The organism is Roseicyclus marinus, from assembly GCF_030163795.1.
Lineage (GTDB): Bacteria > Pseudomonadota > Alphaproteobacteria > Rhodobacterales > Rhodobacteraceae > Roseicyclus > Roseicyclus marinus.
On record NZ_JASJOF010000014.1, the window covers coordinates 14,619 to 35,961 of the forward strand.

General features: G+C 66.6%; 18 protein-coding genes and 1 pseudogene. 11 read left to right on the plus strand and 8 right to left on the minus strand.

The window, feature by feature from the left end; genetic code table 11:
- Positions 1–18 precede the first annotated feature (18 nt).
- Positions 19–1,620 carry a GMC family oxidoreductase gene (locus QQK63_RS16170; protein WP_277823885.1) on the minus strand — a complete coding sequence of 534 codons (1,602 nt, stop codon included), beginning with the start codon at positions 1,618–1,620 and terminating at the stop codon, positions 19–21.
- Between the two features lie 92 nt (positions 1,621–1,712).
- Between QQK63_RS16170 and QQK63_RS16175 the strand changes: the two genes are divergently transcribed.
- The 6 genes from QQK63_RS16175 (at position 1,713) to QQK63_RS16200 (ending at position 7,438) form a co-directional block, all read left to right on the plus strand.
- A complete protein-coding gene (locus tag QQK63_RS16175) occupies positions 1,713–2,645 on the plus strand; it encodes a LysR substrate-binding domain-containing protein (RefSeq protein ID WP_277823883.1) in 933 nt (310 codons plus the stop codon).
- Positions 2,646–2,760: 115 nt separating this feature from the next.
- Positions 2,761–3,723 carry a TAXI family TRAP transporter solute-binding subunit gene (locus QQK63_RS16180; protein WP_277823881.1) on the plus strand — a complete coding sequence of 321 codons (963 nt, stop codon included), beginning with the start codon at positions 2,761–2,763 and terminating at the stop codon, positions 3,721–3,723.
- Positions 3,720–4,193, plus strand: a complete 474-nt coding sequence (locus tag QQK63_RS16185; RefSeq protein ID WP_277823879.1) for a DUF1850 domain-containing protein — start codon at positions 3,720–3,722, stop codon at positions 4,191–4,193. The genes QQK63_RS16180 and QQK63_RS16185 overlap by 4 nt, the downstream gene beginning before the upstream one ends.
- Positions 4,193–6,169, plus strand: a complete 1,977-nt coding sequence (locus QQK63_RS16190) for a TRAP transporter permease (RefSeq protein ID WP_277823876.1) — start codon at positions 4,193–4,195, stop codon at positions 6,167–6,169. Before QQK63_RS16185 ends, QQK63_RS16190 begins: the two co-directional genes overlap by 1 nt.
- A gap of 163 nt (positions 6,170–6,332) precedes the next feature.
- The gene (locus tag QQK63_RS16195) at positions 6,333–6,860 is read left to right on the plus strand and encodes a phage tail protein (RefSeq protein ID WP_277823874.1); all 528 of its coding nucleotides are present in this window, start codon (positions 6,333–6,335) and stop codon (positions 6,858–6,860) included.
- Between the two features lie 2 nt (positions 6,861–6,862).
- Entirely contained in the window at positions 6,863–7,438 is a 576-nt protein-coding gene (locus QQK63_RS16200) for a GNAT family N-acetyltransferase (RefSeq protein WP_277823871.1), read from the plus strand.
- Here the strand turns inward: QQK63_RS16200 and QQK63_RS16205 are convergent.
- Positions 7,402–7,737, minus strand: coding sequence for a DUF6916 family protein (locus QQK63_RS16205; protein WP_277823869.1), 336 nt, complete (start codon positions 7,735–7,737; stop codon positions 7,402–7,404). The two genes, QQK63_RS16200 and QQK63_RS16205, sit on opposite strands and share 37 nt — an antisense overlap.
- 159 nt (positions 7,738–7,896) lie before the next feature.
- Here QQK63_RS16205 and QQK63_RS16210 point away from each other — a divergent pair, with 159 nt between their 5' ends.
- The gene (locus QQK63_RS16210; protein WP_277823867.1) at positions 7,897–8,802 is read left to right on the plus strand and encodes a Hint domain-containing protein; all 906 of its coding nucleotides are present in this window, start codon (positions 7,897–7,899) and stop codon (positions 8,800–8,802) included.
- 6 nt (positions 8,803–8,808) lie between these two features.
- On the opposite strand, the gene QQK63_RS16215 is transcribed toward QQK63_RS16210, so the two are convergent.
- Entirely contained in the window at positions 8,809–10,071 is a 1,263-nt protein-coding gene (locus QQK63_RS16215; protein WP_277825875.1) for a urate hydroxylase PuuD, read from the minus strand.
- A gap of 112 nt (positions 10,072–10,183) precedes the next feature.
- Between QQK63_RS16215 and QQK63_RS16220 the strand changes: the two genes are divergently transcribed.
- Complete coding sequence (locus QQK63_RS16220) at positions 10,184–11,095, plus strand: LysR family transcriptional regulator (protein WP_277823865.1); 912 nt, start codon at positions 10,184–10,186, stop codon at positions 11,093–11,095.
- Positions 11,096–11,195: 100 nt separating this feature from the next.
- On the opposite strand, the gene uraH is transcribed toward QQK63_RS16220, so the two are convergent.
- A complete protein-coding gene (gene uraH / locus QQK63_RS16225) occupies positions 11,196–11,558 on the minus strand; it encodes a hydroxyisourate hydrolase (protein WP_284283247.1) in 363 nt (120 codons plus the stop codon).
- Positions 11,559–11,736: 178 nt separating this feature from the next.
- Here uraH and uraD point away from each other — a divergent pair.
- The 3 genes and pseudogenes from uraD to QQK63_RS16240 form a co-directional block, all read left to right on the plus strand.
- Positions 11,737–12,246: pseudogene (uraD, locus tag QQK63_RS16230) on the plus strand (2-oxo-4-hydroxy-4-carboxy-5-ureidoimidazoline decarboxylase); the annotation flags it as partial.
- A complete protein-coding gene (locus QQK63_RS16235; RefSeq protein ID WP_277823861.1) occupies positions 12,243–13,082 on the plus strand; it encodes a bifunctional allantoicase/(S)-ureidoglycine aminohydrolase in 840 nt (279 codons plus the stop codon). The pseudogene uraD and the gene QQK63_RS16235, both read left to right, overlap by 4 nt.
- A gap of 139 nt (positions 13,083–13,221) precedes the next feature.
- Positions 13,222–14,637: a uracil-xanthine permease family protein gene (locus QQK63_RS16240; protein ID WP_277823859.1), complete on the plus strand. Its 1,416-nt coding sequence runs from the start codon at positions 13,222–13,224 to the stop codon at positions 14,635–14,637.
- 190 nt (positions 14,638–14,827) lie between these two features.
- Here the strand turns inward: QQK63_RS16240 and QQK63_RS16245 are convergent, their stop codons facing one another.
- The 4 genes from QQK63_RS16245 to QQK63_RS16260 form a co-directional block, all read right to left on the minus strand.
- Complete coding sequence (locus QQK63_RS16245; protein WP_277823857.1) at positions 14,828–17,122, minus strand: sulfatase-like hydrolase/transferase; 2,295 nt, start codon at positions 17,120–17,122, stop codon at positions 14,828–14,830.
- A complete protein-coding gene (locus QQK63_RS16250; protein WP_277823855.1) occupies positions 17,119–17,898 on the minus strand; it encodes a hypothetical protein in 780 nt (259 codons plus the stop codon). Before QQK63_RS16250 ends, QQK63_RS16245 begins: the two co-directional genes overlap by 4 nt.
- Positions 17,895–19,370 carry a hypothetical protein gene (locus QQK63_RS16255; RefSeq protein WP_277823853.1) on the minus strand — a complete coding sequence of 492 codons (1,476 nt, stop codon included), beginning with the start codon at positions 19,368–19,370 and terminating at the stop codon, positions 17,895–17,897. The genes QQK63_RS16250 and QQK63_RS16255 overlap by 4 nt, the downstream gene beginning before the upstream one ends.
- A gap of 91 nt (positions 19,371–19,461) precedes the next feature.
- On the minus strand, positions 19,462–21,273 hold the full coding sequence (locus QQK63_RS16260) for a glycosyltransferase family 2 protein (RefSeq protein ID WP_277823851.1): 1,812 nt from the start codon (positions 21,271–21,273) through the stop codon (positions 19,462–19,464).
- Positions 21,274–21,343: the final 70 nt, after the last annotated feature.

Below are 21,343 nucleotides of genomic sequence, written 5' to 3' on the forward strand. Positions count from 1 at the left end.
CCCCGCGGTGCGACGGCCTCAAGCCTGCGCCAGGATCAGGTCGGCCGCGCGCATTGCGGCCATGATCACCGGCGCATTGGTGTTGGCCGAGGTGATGTTGGGAAAGATCGAGGCATCCACCACGCGCAACCCCTCCATCCCGTGGACCCGCAGCGTCGGATCGACCACGCCACCCGCCTCTTGCGGGGCCATGCGGCAGGTGCAGCAGGGGTGATAGACAGTGCCTGCGCGGGCGCGCGCATCGGCAAGGATCGCGGCATCGTCCTGTCCCACGGGACTGAAGCCATGCGCCGCCGTAGCCAGAGTGCGCAGCGGTGCCGTCTCCATCAGCCGCGCGACCAGACGCCCGCCCGCGATCATGTCTGCCACGTCGCCTTGGGTCGACAGCGAATTGGGCCGGATCGCGGGTTGGGCCGTTGGGTCGGGACTTGCGATGTCGATCCGCCCCCGGCTGGTCGGACGGCAGGGGTTGAAGGACAGGATAAAGCCCGGCCATGGGTCGGGCCGCAGCAAGGGGCGCTTGTCGCGGTAGACGGTCGAATAGGACAGCGGGTTGAAATAAAGCTGCATGTCCGCTTGCGTCAGGTCGGGGCGCGACCGCACCAGCCCGCCCATCTGGTTCACGCTCAGGCTGAAAGGTCCGTCGCGGAACAGCGCATAGCGCAGCGCCGCCATCACCTGGCCCCTTCGGCTGCCCATGATCTGGTTCAGCGTCGGCTCCTCGCAGCGAAAGGTGTAGGTGACCGCAAGGTGATCTTGCAACGCGCCCCCCACGCCCGGCGCGTCAAGCACGACCGGAAGGCCCATACGTCGTAACAAGTCGCCCGGTCCGATGCCCGACAGCTGCAGCAATTGCGGCGATTTCACCGCGCCCGCCGACAAGATGACCTCGCCCCGGCAGGCGGCACTGAACACCTGCCCGCCCCGGCGGTAGCGGATGCCCGTGGCGCGCCGCCCGTCCAGCGTCAGGCCCAGAACCTCGGCCCCGGTGATCACCCGCAGGTTCGGGCGCGTCATGGCAGGCCGCAGAAAGGCATCGGCCGCCGAATGCCGCCATCCCTTGCGCGTCGTGGTGCAATAGGGCCCGGCCCCTTCGCCCGTGACCGTATCGCCCTCGGTCAGACCCGCCGCGCGGATCGCCGCGAGGTAATGCCGCCCCAGCGGATGAAACTCGGGCGAGCGGTCGCTGACCCAGAGCGGTCCGTCGCCGGTTTGCGTCCCGTCGGCATGGATGCGCCGCTCGACCCTTGCATAGACCTGCGCCACGTCTCGGGCGCCCCAACCCGGGTTTCCCGCCCCCGCCCAATCGTCGTAATCACCGGGCAGGCCCCGCGCATAGACCATCGCGTTGATCGCGCTCGACCCGCCCAGAACCTTGCCGCGCGGCCAATACATGCGCCGGTCGTTCAGTTCCGGATCGGGTTCGGATTGCATCCGCCAATTCAGCGATGGGTCGTGAAAGGTCAGGCCGTAGCCGATCGGCACGCGGACATCGGGCCGCCGGTCGCTGCCGCCCGCCTCGAGCACCAGAACACGCATGCGTCCATCCGCGCTCAGCCTGTCAGCAAGAACCGATCCTGCCGATCCCGCGCCGACGATGATGTAATCCCAAATGTCCAATCGGCCCTCCACCGGCGCGAAAATCGCAGGCTTGATGGCATCGGACAAACAATGGAAAACGGGTGAAAGGCCTAAATGAAATGGGGTCATTCATGCGTCATCTTCCGCCCCCCGCCTGGCTGCGCAGTTTCGAGGCCGCCGCACGGCTTGGCGGCTTTACCGCCGCCGCCGCCGAACTGGGCCTGACGCCTGCCGCCGTCAGCCAGCAGATCCGCAGCCTCGAGGCGCGGCTGGGCTATCCGCTGTTCCACCGCCTGCCGCGCGGCGTGACGCTGACCGAACTGGGGCAATCCTATTTGCCCGCCGTCCGCCGCGCCTTCGAGGATCTGGCCAGCGCCACGGCGGGCCTCTTCGGTGTCGCGCAGGGTCGCCCCCTCGTGGTGCGCGCCCCGCCCAGTTTCGCGGTCCTGTGCCTTGCGCCCCGGATCGCCGCCTTTCGCGCTCTGCATCCGGGCATCGTGCTGCGGCTGTGTTCCTCGACATGGGCCGATACAGCGCCCGAGGATCGGGTGGATGTCGACATCCGTTACGGCGATGGCCGCTGGCCGGTGGAGGATGTCCGCCCCCTGACCGAACCGGGATCGGTCGTCGTCGCCCCGCCGGGTGTCGATTTCGGCCCCGATCCCCTGTCGGTGCTGCGCCCGATGCTGGGGCAGGGCGCGATCCACATCATCGGTTGCGACAGTTTCTGGGAGGGGTTCGCGCGACTGCACGGCCTTCCCGAAACGTCCGTGGGCCGGGCAGTGGCGGTCGACAGTTCCCATGCCGCGCTGGAAATGGTGGCGGCGGGTCTGGGCGTCGCGCTCATGGCGCGCGATCTGGCGCGGCCGTTTCATGCGCGGGGCCGCATCACCGTCGAACCGCGCCTGACCTTCCAACACGATCAGGCCCATTACATCCTCGTACCCAAGACCGCCGATCCCCGTCCAGAGGCGCGGCTTTTCGCGGATTGGCTCACGGCCGAGATGGCGGCCCTCGGGCCGCTTCTGCCCGAGGCCGCCACGCCGCCCGACAGATCTATCTGAGGAAGAGTATGGGACCAACAAATCGCCCTTAAATTGCACAGGCCCTCAAGGGCTTGGCGCATCCCGCCCAAGCCTTTAGAAGGGCAGGACAACACACCTTTAGGGAGGTAACAAAATGTCGTTCTTCAAGGCTCTCGCAGCCGGCGCGCTGGTTGCCGTCGCAACCCCCGCCTTCGCCCAGGAACAGCTGTCGATCGCCACCGGCGGTACCGGCGGCGTCTATTACCCGATGGGCGGCGGTCTGGCCGAGATCATCAACGCGCAGGTCGAAGGCTATTCCGCCACCGCCGAGGTTACCGGCGCATCGGTGGAGAACATGGGCCTGATCGCCACCGGCGACGCCGATCTCGCCATCGCACTGGCCGATACCGTCGCGCAGGCTTATGCCGGAACCGGCCGTTTCGAAGGCCAGCAGCTGCCCATGGTGCGCGGCCTCGCCTCGCTCTACGCCAACATGGTCCAGATCGTCGCGCTCGAAGGGTCGGGGATCACCTCGCTCGAGGATCTGCGCGGAAAGCGCGTGTCGATCGGTGCGCCGGGCTCCGGCACCGAGGTGAACGCCGCCGCGATTCTCGAGGCGAACGGCATCAGCTATGACGACATCGAGGAACAGCGCCTGAACTTCAACGAAACCGCCGATGCGCTGGCCAACGGCGATATCGATGCGGGCTTCTGGTCGGTGGGCGCGCCCACTTCGTCGATCCTCAACCTGTCGACCACCAACAACATCGTCATCATCGAACTGGATGCCGCACAGCTTGACGCGGCCCGTGCCGCCGATGCGACCTTTGCCGTGACCACGCTGGCGGGCGGCACCTACACGGGCGTCGACAACGACATCACCGTGCTGGGTATTCCCAACGTCCTCGTCGTTTCCGAGGAGATGTCGGACGATCTGGCCTATGCGATCACCCGCGCCATGTTCGAGAACATCACCGATCTGCAGGCCGTGCACCCGGCAGCGAACGAGACCACGGTCGAGTTCACCATCGCAGCGACCCCGGTTCCGCTGCATCCCGGTGCGATCCGCTACTACGAGGAAATCGGCACCATGATCCCGGACGCGCTGCGCCCGTGAGACCGCGGATCGGAGGAGGGCTTTGCGCCCTCCTCCTGACCGCTCTGGCCGCTGGCCCGACCTTTGCGCAAGACCTTGTGGTCACGCGCGGGGACGGGGCGGAACTCCTGCGCCTGCCTGCGCCGAACGGCACGGGCTGGTGCATTCTCTGGAACCATTCGGTGCAGGGCTTTCCGGTGACGGACTGCTACGAAAACCGGGACGGACGAATGGTGCTGGTGCGCTCGCGCCAGCCCGATTTCGCCGCCGGGCTGGGGCATATTCCCGGCCGCGGGCGACAGGTCTCGGACGGGGCGGGCGGCTACTGGATCCTCGACATCGACGAAGCCGTGCCCGGTGATGCCTATGTGCTGCGCCCCGGCGCGGGCGCGGTCGATCACCGGATCGAGATGGGCGACACCATCGTGTCGCTTTCGGCGCTGGCCCCGCGCGACCGGGTGCGCATCGCCCTGACAGAAGGGAACGAGTGATGAGCGGCGACACCGAAATCCGCCCCGTCGAGGCCCCGCAGCCGCGTTTCGCGCTGCGTGCCATCACCATCGTGGGCATCGCGCTCTCGCTGTTCCAGCTCTACGCGGCGGGTCTTCAGCCGCTTGGCCTGTTCTTTCAGCGGCCCATCCATCTGGGCTTCATCCTTGTCCTGTGTTTCCTGATCTATCCGGTCTTTGGCCGCCACCGCCCGCGCGGGCCATTGGGCTGGGCCATCGACGGGGCGCTGATCGTGGCAGGTGTCGTGGTTGGGGCATGGGTGCCGATCAACATCGACATCATCGCCAACCAGATCTTTCCGCGCGACATCGACGTCTGGATGGGCGTCCTGACCATGATCGTGGTGCTGGAGGGCGCGCGCCGTGCCGTGGGCCTCGGCATGACGATCATCGGCGCGTTCTTCATCGCCTATGCCTTCGCGGGCAGCCGGGGCGAATTGCCGTTCCTCGCCGATTGGATGCCCGGCATCCTGAACCATCGCGGCTACGGGCTTGACCGCGTGGCCAGCCAGATGACGCTCGGGGCCGAGGGGATCTACGGCATCCCGCTCGGGGTGGCGGCGACCTTCATCTTCGTCTTCGTCCTGTTCGGTGCGTTTCTGGAGGTCACGGGGGCGGGCAAGTTCTTCATCGATCTGGCCTATGCCGCGACCGGCAGGCAGCGCGGCGGCCCGGCCAAGGCCGCCGTCATCGCCAGCGCAGGCATGGGTTCCATCTCGGGTTCGGCCATCGCCAATGTGGTCACGACCGGGGCCTTCACCATTCCCTTGATGAAAAAGCTCGGCTACCGCCCCGCGCAGGCCGGCGGGATCGAGGCCGCGGCCTCGACCGGCGGGCAGATCATGCCGCCCCTGATGGGGGCGGGCGCCTTCCTCATGTCGGAATTCACCCGCACGCCCTATGTCGACATCGTTCTCGTGTCGATCTTTCCGGCCATTCTCTATTTCGGGGCGGTCTACCTTCTGGTCCACATCGCCGCCGTAAAGCAGGGCATGACCGGCATGAGCGCCGAGGAATTGCCCAGCGTGCGTTCCGTTCTCGCCGAAGGTTGGCATTTCCTTTTGCCGCTTGTCGCCCTCACATGGTTTCTGGTCGCGGGCTATTCGCCGATGCGCGTGGGCTTTTACGCCATCGTCTCGGTCGTCGCCGCCGCCTCGGCCAAGGCGCTTTGGACCTTTTTCGCCAGCCAGCCCACCCTTGGCGGCTTCGTCGCTCTCTGCAAGCGCGGGCTGGATCTCACGCTTCAGGCGTTGGAGCTTGGCGCGCGCAATGCCGTTGCCGTGTCGATGGCCTGCGCCGTCGCAGGCATCATCGTGGGCGTCGTGGGCCTGACCGGGCTGGGGCTGAAATTCTCGGCCATGATGATTGCCTTCTCCGGTGGCAATTTGGTGCTGGCGCTGATCCTTGTGCTGATCGCCAGCCTGATCCTCGGCATGGGCCTGCCGGTGACGGCGGCTTATATCGTCCTCATCATCCTCGTCGGCCCCGCCCTGACCGAAGAATTCGGCATCCCGATCCTGATCGCGCATCTGGTCGTCTTCTGGTATTCGCAAGACAGCAATGTCACGCCACCGGTGGCGCTGGCGGGCTTTGCCGGTGCGGCCATCGCCGGGTCGAAACCGATGGAGACAAGCGTTCAGGCGTGGAAATACGCCAAGGGTCTCTACCTCATCCCGCTCTTCATGGTGTTCAACGAGGAAATCATCCTCGGCGGTCCCTTGCCCCTCGTGATCTGGAGCGGGGTGATCGCCGTGATCGCACTGGTGGCCTTTGCCGCCGCGCTCGAAGGGTTCTTGTGGCGCGCCATGCCTATCTGGCAACGCGTGGTGCTGGTGCCCGGTGTCATTGCCATCTTCTGGCCTGACATCCTGGTCGAGATCGCGGGCGTGGCCTTGATCCTCGCCATTCTCGGAGCGAACTGGTGGGGCGCACGGGGAACAACTCGCGCGCCGGCCTGAGCCGCCCGCACCCTTGCGCGCGGCAAAATGGTTGACGATTCGTCAATCCTTGCCAAACTGAACGAGTTTCGGGGGCATTCTTGACCTTTGCCCGCGATGGTGACGCGGCCCCGCCCGATCTGCGGCGGGATCGCAGTGTGTAACCAGTAGTCGGGAGGTCAGCATGGCTGAACCCTTCATCGGTCAAGCCTATCTCGTCGCCTATGATTTCCCCACGCGCGGCTTTGCTTTGTGCGACGGGGCGCTGATGTCGATAGCGTCGGCCCAGAGCCTGTATTCCCTCATCGGCACGACCTATGGCGGCAATGGCACGACAAACTTTGCCCTGCCTGATCTGCGCGGGCGCGTCCCGGTCGGACAAGGAGCCGCGCCGGGGGCCAGCACCTACAAGCTCGGGCAAAGGGCGGGCAGCGAGGCCACGACGCTGACACCGGGCAACATGCCGGCCCATACCCATAGCGCAACGCTCATGGCGGAAAACGGCGGCGCCACCACGACCGATCCGACCGGCAACCTGCTGGCCCAGGGCAACATCTACCTGCAGCCCGGACGCTCGCCCGATGTGGCGATGGCAAGCTCCGCCATCCAGATCGCCTCGGCGGGCGGCAGCTTGCCCGTCAACAATATGCAGCCCTATCTGGTAATGAACTACCAGATCGCGCTGGTCGGCCTTTTCCCATCGCGGCACTGACGATGGGTCTGGCCGTGTCGCCGCAACAGCCTCAGCACCGGCCCCCGCCGGACAGCCGCCAGATCGGCTTTCGCGTGATCCACGATGCGGATGCCGAATTCCTCTTTCGCGTCTATGCCGGCACTCGGGAGCATGAATTCCAGCTCACGATCTGGACCGACGCCGACAAGGACGCCTTCCTGCGCCGCCAGTTCGACCTCCAGGATCAGCATTACCAGATGGCCTTTCCGAATGCGCTGCGCCGCATCATTACCCAGGGCGCGACCGACATCGGGCGGATCTACCTGCAACGGCAGGACGATTGCCTGCGCATCATCGAATTTTCGCTTCTGCCGCAGGCGCGGGGGCGGGGCATCGGCACCGACATCCTCCGCAGCCTGATGAACGAAGCGCAGGGCGGCAAGGTGCCTGTCCTCCTCAGCGTCGAACGCGCCAGCCCCGCCCTGCGCCTGTACCTGCGCCACGGGTTCAGGCCGACGGGGCAGGCCGGATATCACGTTGCGCTGGAATGGCACCCCGCGCGCGCCATGGCGGAGCGGGATCAGTTGAAGACGGCTTCGTACAAGGTGCAGTCATGATCGCGCCGGAACGGTGCCACGAAAAGCATGAGCGGCCCCAATTCGGGATGGTGCAGCTCTTTCATTCCCTGCGGCAGGACGGGCGCGTGCGGCCCGATCAGTGTGAGCGCAAAGGCCTTGCGCGGCGGATAGACCACGCCCGCGATCTCGAGGTGATTGTCGCGGATGCTCGACCCTTCGAAGACCTTGATGTTGTCGAGCCGCAGCGCCACGGGCCCCGCGTCGGTGGCGCAGGTGAAGTCCTGCCCGACATGAGGCCGAAACGTCTCGGCGGTGGCGGTGACAAGGTCGATGGTCATCGGGGCGGGTGGCTTTCGGTCTGGGCTGTATCCACGCGCCAAGGATTAACCGGAATGCCGCGTCCGCGCCACCCGGAACGGAACCCCGTCACTCCGGACCAAGCCCGGCATGGTATCTCGCTCTCAACCTGAACAACCGCGACGCAGGAGCTCACGACAATGGCAGCATTCACTTGGAACTACCTGATCAGTTATGTCGGCAACGGAGACGGCGCAGACGACCCGATTGGCACCGGTACGCTCACCGGGACGTTGGATGATGGTGAACCGGACGGTCTGTTCGACAGCGGTGATTCGATCACCAGTCCAACGCCCGAGTTTCCCAGCGCGACAAGCAACGGGGTCTACATCGGCACGGCTGTGGTCGATGGCAACACCTGGCCGGTGTTCTACCATGCGGCCTCAAACGAGTCCGTTATTTATCTGAACGTCCCCAGCCCGCCGTCGACCCCCTTCGCGGCGACCCTCCAAGTCTCCGAAACCGACACTTTCGACGCGCCCTGCTTCCTCACCGGAACCATGATCGCCACGCCGACCGGCGAAACCCCGGTCGAGGCCTTGCGCATCGGCGACATCATCCTGACGGCGGAGGGCGCAGCCGTCGCGGTCAAATGGATCGGACACCGCCAGGTCGCCACCCGCTTCGCCCCCGCCGCGCGCCTGATGCCCGTCTGCATCGACGCGGGCGCGATGGGCCATGGTCTGCCCCGGCGCGATCTGCGGGTGACAGCGGATCACGCGCTTCTCATCGACGGTTTGCTCGTCACGGCGGGCGCGCTCGTCAACGGCACCACGATCCGTCATCTCGCCCCGTCCGATCTCGGCGGGTCCTATACCGTCTATCACGTCGAGACCGAGGCGCATGAGGTCATCCTCGCCGAAGGGATGCCGGCCGAAACCTATATCGATTACGTCGGGCGGCAGGCCTTCGAGAACCACGCCGAATATCTCGCCCTCTACGGAGCGGAACGCCCCATCGCCGAGATGCCGCAGCCGCGCATCACCACGGCCCGGCAATTGCCGCAAGCCTTGCGGGCCCGGCTGGGCATGGACCGCGCGGCCTGACGGCCCTCAGCGCGGGATCAGCGCGGCCAAGGGGCCGGGGGCGCTGCCCGCCTCCAGCCCCCGGTACCAGCGCGTGATGGCCTCGCGCTCTTCTGGCTGCATGAAGCTGACATTGCCGGGGGGCATCGCGTGGCTGACGCCTGCCTGAAGGTAGATCGCCCGCGCCGCGCGTGCGATGGCGGCCTCATTGTCCAGATGCACGCCGCGGGGCGCCCAATGCAGGCCGGGCCAGGCAGGTTCGGCCGCGTGGCACATGGAACAGCGGCCCAGAACGATATTCGTCACCTCCTCGAAGCCCGTGCTTTCCACGATCGGGACCAAGCTGTCGGGCAGGGCGGCGCTGGCCTCCGCCGCGCGGGGGGCGGGCAGGGCGGAAAGCCAGATGATCGCCACGAAAATCACCGCCGTCGCCCCCCATGTCCAATGCGGGTTGCCCGTGCCCGCGTGGCGGGTGTTGAACCAATGCCGGATCAGGACCCCCATCAGGAACACGAGGCTTGCGATGATCCACGCGTTCTGCGTGCCGAAGGCCATCGGGTAATGGTTCGACAGCATCAGGAAGACGACCGGCAGCGTCAGGTAATTGTTGTGGGTCGAGCGCAGCTTTGCGATCTTGCCGTATTTGGGATCGGGCGCGCGCCCGGCCTTGAGGTCAGCCACGATGATCCGCTGGTTGGGCATGATGATCAGGAAGACGTTCGCCGTCATGATCGTGGCGGTAAAGGCCCCCAGATGCAGCAGCGCCGCGCGCCCCGTGAACACCTGGTCATAGCCCCAGGCCATCGCCACCAGCACGCCGAACAAAAGCAGCATCAGCAATGTGGGCCGGTTGCCCAGCGGGCTCTTGCACAAGGTGTCATAGATCAGCCAGCCGATCCCCAACGATCCGGCAGAAATCGCCACCGCCTGCCATGCGGCCAGATCCACCTTGTCGTAATCGATCAGAACCATTTCCGCCCCGGCCCAATAGACCAGCGCCAAAAGCGCCGCCCCCGACAGCCATGTCGTGTAGCTTTCCCATTTGAACCAGGTCAGATGCTCGGGCATCGCCTCGGGCGCGACCAGGAACTTGCGGATCTGGTAGAACCCGCCGCCATGCACCTGCCATTCCTCGCCATGCGCGCCGGGGGGCAGGTCCGGCGCCTTGCGCAGGCTCAGATCCAGCGCGATGAAATAGAAACTCGACCCGATCCAGGCCATGGCGGTGATCACATGCAGCCAGCGGACCGCAAAGGCGATCCAGTCGGTCAGGATGGCAAGGTCGAGCATCGGCAGGGGCCCTTTCACGGCAGGAACGGTCCCTCAGCCTATCGCGGCGGGCTACTTTCTGATAATTCCTGATTGTGCCAAGCACTTTCAAGAATTTCAAAAGAATGCCGCCATGAACAACATCAACAACATCCGCATGTTCGTGCGCGTCTACGAGCTGGAAAACATGTCGGCGGCCGCCCGCGACCTGCGCGTGTCGGCGGCCGTCGCCTCGGCCCGCGTGGGCGAGCTGGAAAAGCATCTTGGCGTCCGGCTCTTCACCCGCACCACCCGCTCGATCCAGCCGACCGAACAGGGGCGCATCTTCTATGACAAGGCGGTGGCGATCCTCGATGCCGTCGACGATGCGGAGGCGGCAGTCCACGAGGTCACGCGCAAACCGCGCGGCTCGCTTTTCGTCGCGGCCCCCCTTGGCGTCGGTCGCCGCCTGATCGCCCCGGAAATCGCGGGCTTCCAGGCGCTATATCCTGACATCTACGTCCGCCTGCGCCTGTCCGACCGCAAGATCGACATGACGACCGAAGGGTTGGACGTGGCCTTTGTCCTCGGCAATCCGCCGGATTCCGCCCATCGCATCCGGGTGATCGCGGAATGCGCCCGCGTGCTGTGCGCATCGCCCGATTACATCGCCCGGCGCGGCGCGCCCGAACACGGCGCCGATCTGGTGAACGATGCGCATGATTGCCTGCTTCTGCGCTTTCCCGGCTCGACCGAGTTTCGCTGGACGCTCGACACCAGCGATGGCCCGCAATCCTTTGCCGTGGCCGGGCCGGTCAGTTGCGATGACGGCGACGTGCTGACCCAATGGGCGCTCGACGGGCGCGGGATCGTGAACAAGCCCGTCTTCGACGTGGCCGATCACCTGGCCGAGGGGCGGCTGGTGCCGGTCTGCCGCAAAACCCCGCCGCCGCGCGCGCAATTGGCCGTGCTGTTCCCGCACAAGCGCAACCAAGCCCCCAAGAACCGCCTGTTCATCGACTACATGGTGGACCGGATCAAGACGCGGCTACGCGCGCCCGCCTAGAGAGTGGCGCGTTCATCCGCATGCACGCGCCACTCTCTAACTTTTTGATTTCGCATGTTCTGGGTGCGCAAAACCGGTTCCCACTTTTGCGCAACATGCTTCAACTCCCGCGATAGGTCGAATAGCCGAAGGGAGAGAGCAGGAGCGGCACGTGGTAATGCGCCTCCTCCGCCATGCGAAAGCGCAAGGGCACGAGGTCGAGGAACGTATCCGGCGCGCCATGGGCGCGCAGGTAATCGCCCGCGTGGAACACCAGTTCGTAATCCCCGGTGGCAAAGCTGTCCTTGGGCAGGATCGGCGCATCGGTGCGCCCGTCCGCATTGGTCCGCGTCTTGGCCAGACGGGTGCGCGTGCCATCGGCCTCCACCCGGTCGAGCGTGATGGTGACGCCTTGGGCGGGCAGCCCGCGCGCGGTGTCCAGAACATGTGTGGTCAGGTAGCCCGGCATCGTGTCCTCCTGCATCTGGTGGGAGTCTGGCCCGTCCGACACGGGCGGCAAACAGCGTCCTTGCGCGAAACACTTTCAAGAAATTCTTGAAACCAAGTTTCTTCATCCGGGTCTAACCTGAAGATCCGGGCAGGAGGACCCAATGACACGCAATCACCCCGCGACGCAAGCCCAAGGCACGGCAGACCTGCTGCCCTCGCGGATGGATCGCGCGGGCTTCGTGGCGCGCTTCGGTGGCATCTACGAACATTCGCCCTGGATCGCGGAACAGGCCTTCGACGCCGGGATCGGCCCCGATCAGGACAGCGCGCCGGGGCTTCACGCGGCGCTTGCCCATGTGTTCCGGCAAGCCGATGATACCGCGCGCCTTGGCGTTTTGACCGCCCATCCCGATCTGGCAGGCAAGCTGGCCGCCGCGCGCCGCCTGACGCCGGAATCCACCGCGGAACAGGCGGGTGCAGGCCTCGATGCGCTGACCGATGCCGAACGCGCGCGGTTTTCCAACCTGAACGCGCGCTATGTCGCGCGGTTCGGGTTTCCCTTCATCGTCGCGGTACGCGATCATGCGGGCGATGGGGCGGCAGCGATCCTCGAAACGTTCGAGCGCCGCCTCACCCATGACCGCGACAGCGAATTCGCGGAAGCCTGCCATCAGGTGGAACGCATCGCGAACCACCGCTTAAGGGACATCCTGACGCCATGACCAATCCCGACCGATCCTATTACGCCGCGCTCGGCGGCCACCCGCCCCAGACCCAGCTGATGACCGACCGCGCCGTCTTCACGGAGGCCTATGCCGTCATCCCCAAGGGGGTCATGCGCGACATCGTCACCAGCGCGCTTCCCTTCTGGGATGCGACGCGTGCTTGGGTTCTGGCGCGCCCGCTCAGCGGCTTTGCCGAAACCTTCGCCCAGTCGATCCTCGAGATCGGGCCGGGCGGCGGTTCGGACAGGCCCGAACCGGATGCCGGCGTCCAAGGCGTCTTGTTCGTGGTCGCGGGCGGCGTCACCGTCACGCTCGGCGGCGCGGATCATGATCTGGCCACCGGCGGCTATGCCTACCTGCCCGCAGGCAGTGGCTGGACGATCCGCAACCGTGGCGATCAGCCCGCGACGCTCCATTGGGTGCGCAAGCGCTACGAGGCGGTCGAGGGGCTCGACCATCCGGAGGCCTTTTTCACCAGCGACGATGCCGTCGCCCCCACGCCGATGCCCGGCACCGAGGGGCGCTGGGCCACCACCCGCTTCGTCGATCCCGCCGACCTGCGCCACGACATGCACGTCAACATCGTGACCTTCGAGCCCGGCGCCTCCATCCCCTTTGCCGAAACGCATGTGATGGAACACGGGCTCTACGTGCTGGAGGGCAAGGCCGTCTATCGGCTCAACCGCGATTGGGTCGAGGTCGAGGCGGGCGATTTCATGTGGTTGCGCGCCTTCTGCCCGCAAGCCTGCTACGCGGGCGGGCCGGGGCGCTTTCGCTACCTGCTTTACAAGGATGTGAACCGCCACGCGGCGCTGCCCGCGTCGCGTCTCTAGTCTCTAGGAGCGCCGATCGAGGATCGCGTCTCTTGGCGGGCCAAGCCCGCCATCGTGGTGGCCCCGGAAGGAGGAGCCGGGGCCGCCGCATCTTCCCCACGCCCGGCGCGGGGACCAGACCATCAAGGGAGGACAGATGATGGCAGACGCAACCCTCGGAACGCCGCAACAGCTCCGCGATCCGGACTACACCCCGCCGCTGGTCAAGGCCGTGCCGCTTGGCATCCAGCACGTTATGGCCATGTTCGTGTCGAACGTGACGCCCGCGATCATCGTCTGCGGGGCGGCGGGATTCGGCTTCGGCTCGAACAGCCCCGATTTTCCCCAGATGATCTACATGATCCAGATGTCGATGTTCTTTGCGGGCATCGCCACCCTGTTCCAGACCATCGGCTTTGGACCCGTCGGCGCGCGCCTGCCGATCGTGCAGGGCACGTCCTTTGCCTTCATCCCGATCATGGTGCCGCTGGTGGCGGGGCAGGGGGTCGATGCCATTGCCGTGCTGATGGGCGGCATCCTTGTAGGGGGCCTGTTCCACGCCTGCCTCGGCCTGTTCATCGGCAAGCTGCGCTTCGCCCTACCGCCGCTCGTGACCGGGCTTGTCGTCACCATGATCGGTCTCGCGCTGGTCAAGGTCGGCATCCAGTACGCTGCCGGCGGCGTGCCGGCCATCGGCACGCCCGAATACGGCAGCCTTCAGAACTGGGCGGTGGCGGGAACCGTCATCCTCGTGACCCTTGCGCTCAAATTCTTCGCCCGGGGCATGTTGTCGGTCTCTGCCGTTCTGGTGGGCCTGCTCGCGGGCTATGCGGTGGCATGGTCCATGGGCATGGTGAGCTTTGCCGCCGTGGGCCGCGCCGCCCCCGTCGCCTTGCCCAACCCGTTCCACTTCGGGCTCGAATTCTCCGTCGCCGCGATCGTGGGCTTCTGTGCCATGTCCTTCGTCAGCGCGGTGGAAACCGTGGGAGATGTTTCGGGCATCACCAAGGGCGGCGCGGGCCGCGAGGCGACCGACAAGGAGATCCAGGGCGCGACCTTTGCCGACGGCCTCGGCACCGCCGTCTCGGGCGTCTTCGGCGCGCTTCCCAACACCTCCTTCAGCCAGAACGTGGGCCTGATCGCCATGACCGGCGTGATGAGCCGCCATGTCGTGACCATCGGCGCGATCTTCCTGATCCTGTGCGGCCTCGTGCCCAAGGTCGGCGCGGTGATCTCCACCGTCCCGATCGAGGTTCTGGGCGGCGGCGTGATCGTCATGTTCGGCATGGTCGTCGCGGCGGGCATCTCGATGCTGTCGGACGTGGATTGGAACCGCCGCAACATGGTGATCTTCGCCATCGCGCTGTCCTTGGGTCTTGGGCTGCAGCTCGAGCCGCAGGCGCTGCAATACCTGCCCGACACGGCCAAGGTGCTGGCGACCTCGGGCATCCTGCCTGCAGCCCTCATCGCCATCATTCTGAACCTCGTCCTGCCCAAGGACCTCGCCGCCGAAGCGACCGAGGAGGTTTCGGGCGGCATGGCCGGCAACGGCCGCGGCTCGATGCCGGGGGAGTGACCGGCTCGCGACGGCAAAGCCGTTGACTAGGACAGGGCCGCATCCGGTTGGGTGCGGCCCTTTCGTGTCCGGGGCCGGCGTCGTCCATTGTCTCTCGGACCGATGGCGAGACGATGGACGACCGCTTGCCCTGCGCCTACGACGCGCACCGGGCCTTTCAGCGCTCAGAAGTCCTTGGGGACTCCCCCCTTCACACCACCTGCGCCCCCAGATCCACGCCCTCGGCCACGCCCCGCACCTCCACGATCCCCAGCCCCAGCCGCAGCCGCCAGACACCTCCGCCCATCTCCTGCACGATCGGGGCCGAAGGCCAGCCCGACAGGTCATAGACGGCACCGGGGTCCCAGCCCTCGATCACGCAGACCCCGCCCCAGCGGATGCGGTAGCGTTTCGCCCCTGCCCCCGCCTCGATCCGGGTCACGCCGGTGCCCACGATCACCTCGTGCTCCCCCTCGGCCAGCCGGACCACGTTCCGCCCCGGCCCCGGATCGATGGTCGACGCGCCCTCGCCATCCTCGATCACGTCATTGCCATGGCCGCCGTAGATGTGGTTGCGCCCCGTATAGCCAAAGATCACGTCATCGCCCGTGCCGCCGTCCAGCGTATCGCGCCCCGGCCCGCCATGCAGCGTGTCGTTGCCCGCCTCGCCGTAAAACGCATGCCGCCGGTTCGCCTGTTTCGCGCGCGCGATCATCAGATCGTTGCCCGCGCCCCCGTAAAACGTCGCCGCCCCGTGTTTCGGCCCGATCATCACGTCATCGCCATCCGACCCGGTCAGGTCGATCTCCACCCGTTCCGAGGTTTCGAATTCGATGGGGCTGTCGGGATGGGCGACGATGCGGATCACCTTGCTGGTCTGGCCATCGGCCTCGGACCGGCTGACCACCGTGGCGATGCGGATCTTTTCCACATTCGGCGGGCAGCGCAGGACGTAATCATCGGGCCCCGCCATGTACCACAGCGTATCGGTGCCGCCGTCCTTTTCCTCGACGATCTTCTCGGCATCCGCGCCATAGGCCCAGTAATCGTTGTTCCCGCGCCCTCCCGCCAAGATCACCGATCCATCGACCGCCATCATCGCATTGACGCCATCGGCCGGGTTTTCCGCCCCCCGCAGGTCTAGGCCAAGGTTCAGCGCCCCCTTGACCAGTTCCGCGCGCAACGCCTCCAGCGGCGCTGTGTCGGCGATATTCGTCGTCTCGCCGGGGTCGTTTTTCAGGTCATAGACATGCTCTTCGCCATTGGGGTAGCGGAAGTAGCGGTACTGCGTCAGCCCCTCGACCGAGGGGCGCACCGACAAGGTGCCGAACACGCAGGTGACGGGCGACCACTGGCGGTCATACGTCCCGAAACTCGCGTCGATCAGCGGCAAGAGCGATTGACCCGATGTCCAATCCGGGCGCGGCGGCAGACCGGCCAGATCCATGATCGTCTTGGGGATGTTGTGCAGGCTGACGGGCAGGGCGATCTCGCGGCCCTCTGTCATCGCCGGGTGATGGATGCCCAACGGGATATGGGCGGCACTGTCCCACTGGCTCATCTTGTGGAAACTGTCATGCGTCCCGAGGTTGAACCCGTTGTCCGAAAAGAACACCACCGTCGTGTTCCCCCCGAGCGGCGAGGCCGCCAACGCGTCGAGGAACCGGCCCAGCTCGTGATCCATGTGGGAAATCGCGGCGAAATAGGCGCGCACCACCTGCCGCCACGCCTCATCCCCCGCCTTTTCCGGCGTCCATTGTCCGTTGGCGATATAGGCCGCCTCGTAGACCGCGAAACCGGGCTGGGGCCCGTGGTAATCATCGGCATGGGCGATGCTGGGCCAGCGGATCTTGGCGGGGTCATATTGCGCATAGAACCGGTCGGGCGTGATCAGGTTGTAATGCGGATGCTTGAATCCCAGCTGGATCAGGTGCCGCCTTGCCGGATCGGCCCGGTTCAGGAAATCGATGGCGTTCTGGGCGACGTGGAAGTCATAGAACCGGTCATCCTGCGATCCGTCGTCATCGGGATGGTTCACGCCCTTGATGCCCGGTCCCCGCTCCAGGTAGGTCTTCACCCCCGACCGCTTGCCGTTGTCATCGGCGGCCGGTTCCTCGTGGAACAGGATGCGCCGATAGGCCTCGGGCATCGGCTGGTAATTGCTGTCCACCTTGCCCGTGGTGAACATGTGCCAGCCCGCGCGGCGCAGGTCGTAATGCCACGCCTTCTCGGGCCGGTAGACATCGCGCCAGAACCGGTTGAGGTCGACCAACCCCGACCGGAACGGGCTGATGCCCGTCGCCACCTCGGCCCGGCAGGGCGCGCACAAGGGCACGGTCGCATAGGCATTGGTGAACCGCGCGGCCCGCGCCATGAACCGGTCAAGGTTCGGCGTCTCGATCCTCAGGCCAAAGGCGTCGCGCCACGTAAAGACATCGATCAGGTCATCGACCCAGATCACCACGATATTGCCCGTGGCGATGGTGTCGCGGGTAAAGCCCGTCATCCCGCATCCGCCCAGAGATGGAACCGCCGCAAGGCCAGCAGCGCCGCCCGATCCTCTGCCCCGCCCGGGGTCAGGATCGCCCGTCCGGGCCAGAACCACACATCCGCGATCAGCGCGCCACCCAAGGTCTTGGTCAGGCCCGGCCGATGGTTGCGACAGCCGAAAAACAGGTGCCCCGGCCCCGACAGGACCGGGGCCTTGGCCTTTACCTCGGCCTCCTCACCGCCCAAAACCGCCACGCAAAGCCGGTCGCGCATCAGCGACACAAGAACCAGCCGCGTCGCCTCCGGCGCGGGGGCAGGCAGGTTCAATTCCACAAGGCCCTTGTCGTCCTTGACCGTCACCCGCCCCTCGGCCTCGGACAGGTAGAGGTAATTCTCCCCCGCCGATTTCTTGGCCCCGCCGCCGGTGTTGAAGGTCAGGATCGTCTTTGCCTCGTCTCCCCAAGGCGGCAGGTAGCGCGCGGCGAAACTGACCATGCCCGCGTCGCGGGCCACATCCTCGGCCACCAGCCCGCAATGCAGCCCCTCGCGGCATTGCAGCCCCACCAGATCGCCCGCCGCCCCGGACAGGCCGTTCCCGGTGTTGGGATCGGTCGGGCGCGCCGCCAACCCACCCAACCGGTCGGGCCAGTGCGTGACCGCGCCTGTTGCATCCGCGACGATCCCGGCCCCGTCCCACCACAGCGCGCCGGTCGCTCCCAGCGCCCCGGCTAAAATCCCGGCCCCGCCGTCACACAAGGCGCCGGGCGGCAGCTTTTCGGTCAACTCGATCATCGCGCGCCCCCAGATCCGCGCCCGGATCCGCCCTCATTCACCGGCAAGATCGCGGGCAGCGCCCACCGGTGCAGCACCCCGCCCGTACGGCTATCAAGGCTCCAACCATCCCGCACCGCGCCCGGCACCCCCGCCGCATAAGACAGATGCAGGCCCGGGGCCTTGCCGCTCACCCGCACCAGCAGGGCCTGCGGATCATCCGGGGCCAGCGTCACCGCCTCGACCGTGGCCTCCCCTTCGACGATGGCGAACCCCGCCGCCCCGCCGCCGTCCAGCACCAAGGGTCCCTCGGCCTGCGCCGTGACGCGGATCACGGGCGCGCCGCCCGGTTCCCATTCCGCCAGGAACAGGGTCGGACAGCGCCATCCCTCACCGACCGAGATCGCCGCCGCCGTCATCTCGGCCATGCGCAGGCGTGCCTCGTCTGTCGGGCGGTCATAGGCATCGCGGGCAAAGGCATAGCTGGGGCTGGAGAAAATCAGCCGGTGATCGCCATGGTTCCACGCCAATTCCCACTGGCCCTGCAACACCGCCGCCGCCGTTGCGGGATCAAGCCCCGCCTCGAACCGCGCGACAAAGAGCGGCCTGTCAAAGCCCAGCCGCCCCGATTCCCCCTCGATCCGGCGCATGACGGCGAGCATCCCGTCGCGATAGGCGATGGCATCGCCACCCAGATCCTCCAGCGCATAGTCGAGGCAGACCGCCAAGATCTTCGCCCGCTTGCCCATGCGCGCTGCCGCCGCCCGCAGGTTGCCCGCCGCGCGGATCAGGTTGCCCACCGCCGTCCCGCCCGCCAGATCGGCGGCACGGGCCGAGGCGTCGGTTTCCACCCGTGCCACGATCAGGGGCAGGGGGGCGAATTTCTCGATCTGCCAATGCAGGATCGTCTCGCCCGCCAACGCCTCGTGCGTCACCTCGCGCAAGGGCTCCAGCCGGTCGGTTTCGGGCGCGGCCTCGATCCCCGCCATGCCGACCGCGCCGATGTCATCCTCGGGCGCCACGATGTGATGCGGAAAATCCGACGCGCGGGGATTGGCCAGCGCCGCGCGCGGCCCGCCCAGCCCCAGGATGCCCAGCACCGCCCCCGGCCCGTCGCCCAGAACCGCGCCGCCGGTGACATGGCGGCGGAACCCGCGCACCCCCTGCGCCCCCGCCATCCGCGCGGTAAAGCGCAGCCAATCGCCCTCCCGGCTCACACCCCAGGCGTCGATCCCGTCGAGCAGATCCTCCACCGGCCGCTCGGCGGCCCCCTCCGCCTCCTCGCCAACCGCTTCCGTAGGGTGCGCCTTCAGGCGCACCATCCCCGCACCCGCCCCATCCCCCAACCGCATGGCAATGTCGGCGATCACCGTATCGGACAGGCGCAGGACAAGGCCCGTGGGGTCATAGCGGATCACATCGCCATTGGCGGCACGCACCACGACGCCATGCCCGGCCAGCAACTCATCCTCGGTTTCGGTCTTGCGGGTCACATCCACCTCCGGTCCAATCCAATCAGGCTAGGGCAGGGCGCCTCCCACGTCACGCCCCCGCCGCTCGCCGCAGGTCCACGGCCCCGCCGCCTCATTGTGCCACCCGGTCGAATTGCAGGCTTCCCCCGCCGGCGCGATCCGGGTTTTCGGCAAAGCCCATGGCCTCCAGCACCGGACCATAGCCCGCCCGCAGCCGCCCTGCCTCCTCCTCCGAGACGAAGGGAAACAGAACCCGGCGCAGCGTGCCCGGATCTTGCGCCGCCAAGACCTCGGGCGGCACATCGGCGGGGCGGTTCAGGCGCAGCGCCTCGGGGCGGAAATCGCGCAGATAGGCCGCCAAACCGCCCGCCGCCGCCCCGCTGTCCGACGCCAGCCGCAACGGCCCGTCGCTCCATTTCAACCGCGCGGAATTCTCCACGCCCGCACGTCGCGCGATCTCTTGGCCCAGCACGATCAGTTCGGCGCGCATGTCTTGCGCCATCACGGTCACGCCCTCCGAAATCGTCAGCAGCCGGATCGGCAGGAACCCCACACCAGTCCCGATTTCCAGCACCCGCGCGCAGCCCTCCAGATAGCCCGCGATGTTGCGCGCATGCCGCCGCTCGAACCGCCCCGCGACGATCGCGCTCAGCGCCTCGGGGCGAAAGACGCGGGCGTCCGCAGGCAACGCGATCTCGTGGTTCGCCATCCAGTCGCAGGGGATGTCTTCCCTCAGATCGATGGGCGCGGGCATATAGGGATCGCCCCCCTCCACCGCCCAGCCCGCCACGGTCTCGGTGCGCCGCTCCTCCTTGGGGCGGGATTGGGATTTCTGCTCAACCTCGCTCATCAGGGCGGCGATCTTGGCCGGGTCGCGCGCCTTGGGCGGTTTCGCCTCCACATCCGTGATCGGCACCTTCGACGCCGCGATCAGGCTTTCGCGCAACTCCTGGTAGGCGGGCGTTTGGCGATACTCGGCCAGCCGCGCCTCGACCCGGTCGAGGGCGGCATGATGCAGCCGGTTCAACACCGGGTCCTTGAGCAATTCCGCCATGATCCGCGCGCGCTCGGGGGCGTGGCGCAGGATGGCGCGATCCTCCACCTCGTTGCGGTCCTGAAGCGACCAGTAATCGGCGTTATACTTGTCCTTCTTGTTGTTCACGTTGCCGCGGAACTTGCGGACGGCATAGCTGTCCACCGATTTCACCGCGTAATGGTTCATCTGCGCCCAGTTGTAGCCGATGGTGCGCCGGATCGACCGCCAGCCGCGGAACTTGAAATAATCCTCCATCGGCAGGCCCGACCCGTTCAGCCATTTCACCTGATCGGGGAACCCATCCTCCAGATGCTTGTTCTTGATCGTGGGGCGGTGGATGCCGAGCTTCCAATATTCCGGGTCGAACTTGAAAAGGGTCTTCACCCCCCATCCCTTGTTCCACAGCGGCGGGGCGGCGCGCGTATACTGCTCCGTCACGGGCGCGCGCGACCAATCCACCACGCCCCCCGAGCCAAAGATGCGCCAGGTGATGACAACACCCGTGCCGCCACGCGCCACCGTGTCATCCAGCATCCCCTCCAGATTGCCCGACGGGTGATTGACGCTCAGGAATTCGTCCGCATCGAACACCAAAACCCAATCGGCCGCCCCCACCAGCGGCTCGTTCTGCGCATGGTTCAGCGCCGAGGGCTGCGGCTTGACCCCCTCGGGGATCACGTTGGGCCGGTGATACCCCAGCCCCAGCTCCTCCAGCCGGATCAGCATCTCGTCCGTGCCGTCCGAACAATCGTTGGTGTAGACAAGGATATCGGTAAATCCGACCGCCAGATGATGGGCGAACCATTCCAACAGGAACGGGGCCTCGTCCTTCATCATCGACACGGCCATGACGCTGCCGTGTTTCGAGCTGGGTTTGAGATGCTGCATCGTGCCCCTGCGCCCGCGTCCCCGGCGTCTTCGACTTTCGCGAGTGTTACCACGTCGGCGGATCAAGGCA

Excerpts from the sequence above, each read along its gene's own strand:
- QQK63_RS16210 (WP_277823867.1), top strand. The coding sequence starts at position 7,897 with ATGGCAGCATTCACTTGGAACTACCTGATCAGTTATGTCGGCAACGGA.
- QQK63_RS16250 (WP_277823855.1), bottom strand. The coding sequence starts at position 17,898 with ATGATCGAGTTGACCGAAAAGCTGCCGCCCGGCGCCTTGTGTGACGGC.
- QQK63_RS16175 (WP_277823883.1), top strand. The coding sequence starts at position 1,713 with ATGCGTCATCTTCCGCCCCCCGCCTGGCTGCGCAGTTTCGAGGCCGCC.
- QQK63_RS16205 (WP_277823869.1), bottom strand. The coding sequence starts at position 7,737 with ATGACCATCGACCTTGTCACCGCCACCGCCGAGACGTTTCGGCCTCAT.
- QQK63_RS16260 (WP_277823851.1), bottom strand. The coding sequence starts at position 21,273 with ATGCAGCATCTCAAACCCAGCTCGAAACACGGCAGCGTCATGGCCGTG.
- QQK63_RS16190 (WP_277823876.1), top strand. The coding sequence starts at position 4,193 with ATGAGCGGCGACACCGAAATCCGCCCCGTCGAGGCCCCGCAGCCGCGT.
- QQK63_RS16180 (WP_277823881.1), top strand. The coding sequence starts at position 2,761 with ATGTCGTTCTTCAAGGCTCTCGCAGCCGGCGCGCTGGTTGCCGTCGCA.
- QQK63_RS16220 (WP_277823865.1), top strand. The coding sequence starts at position 10,184 with ATGAACAACATCAACAACATCCGCATGTTCGTGCGCGTCTACGAGCTG.
- QQK63_RS16200 (WP_277823871.1), top strand. The coding sequence starts at position 6,863 with ATGGGTCTGGCCGTGTCGCCGCAACAGCCTCAGCACCGGCCCCCGCCG.
- QQK63_RS16215 (WP_277825875.1), bottom strand. The coding sequence starts at position 10,071 with ATGCTCGACCTTGCCATCCTGACCGACTGGATCGCCTTTGCGGTCCGC.
- QQK63_RS16245 (WP_277823857.1), bottom strand. The coding sequence starts at position 17,122 with ATGACGGGCTTTACCCGCGACACCATCGCCACGGGCAATATCGTGGTG.
- QQK63_RS16235 (WP_277823861.1), top strand. The coding sequence starts at position 12,243 with ATGACCAATCCCGACCGATCCTATTACGCCGCGCTCGGCGGCCACCCG.
- QQK63_RS16240 (WP_277823859.1), top strand. The coding sequence starts at position 13,222 with ATGGCAGACGCAACCCTCGGAACGCCGCAACAGCTCCGCGATCCGGAC.
- QQK63_RS16195 (WP_277823874.1), top strand. The coding sequence starts at position 6,333 with ATGGCTGAACCCTTCATCGGTCAAGCCTATCTCGTCGCCTATGATTTC.
- uraH (WP_284283247.1), bottom strand. The coding sequence starts at position 11,558 with ATGCAGGAGGACACGATGCCGGGCTACCTGACCACACATGTTCTGGAC.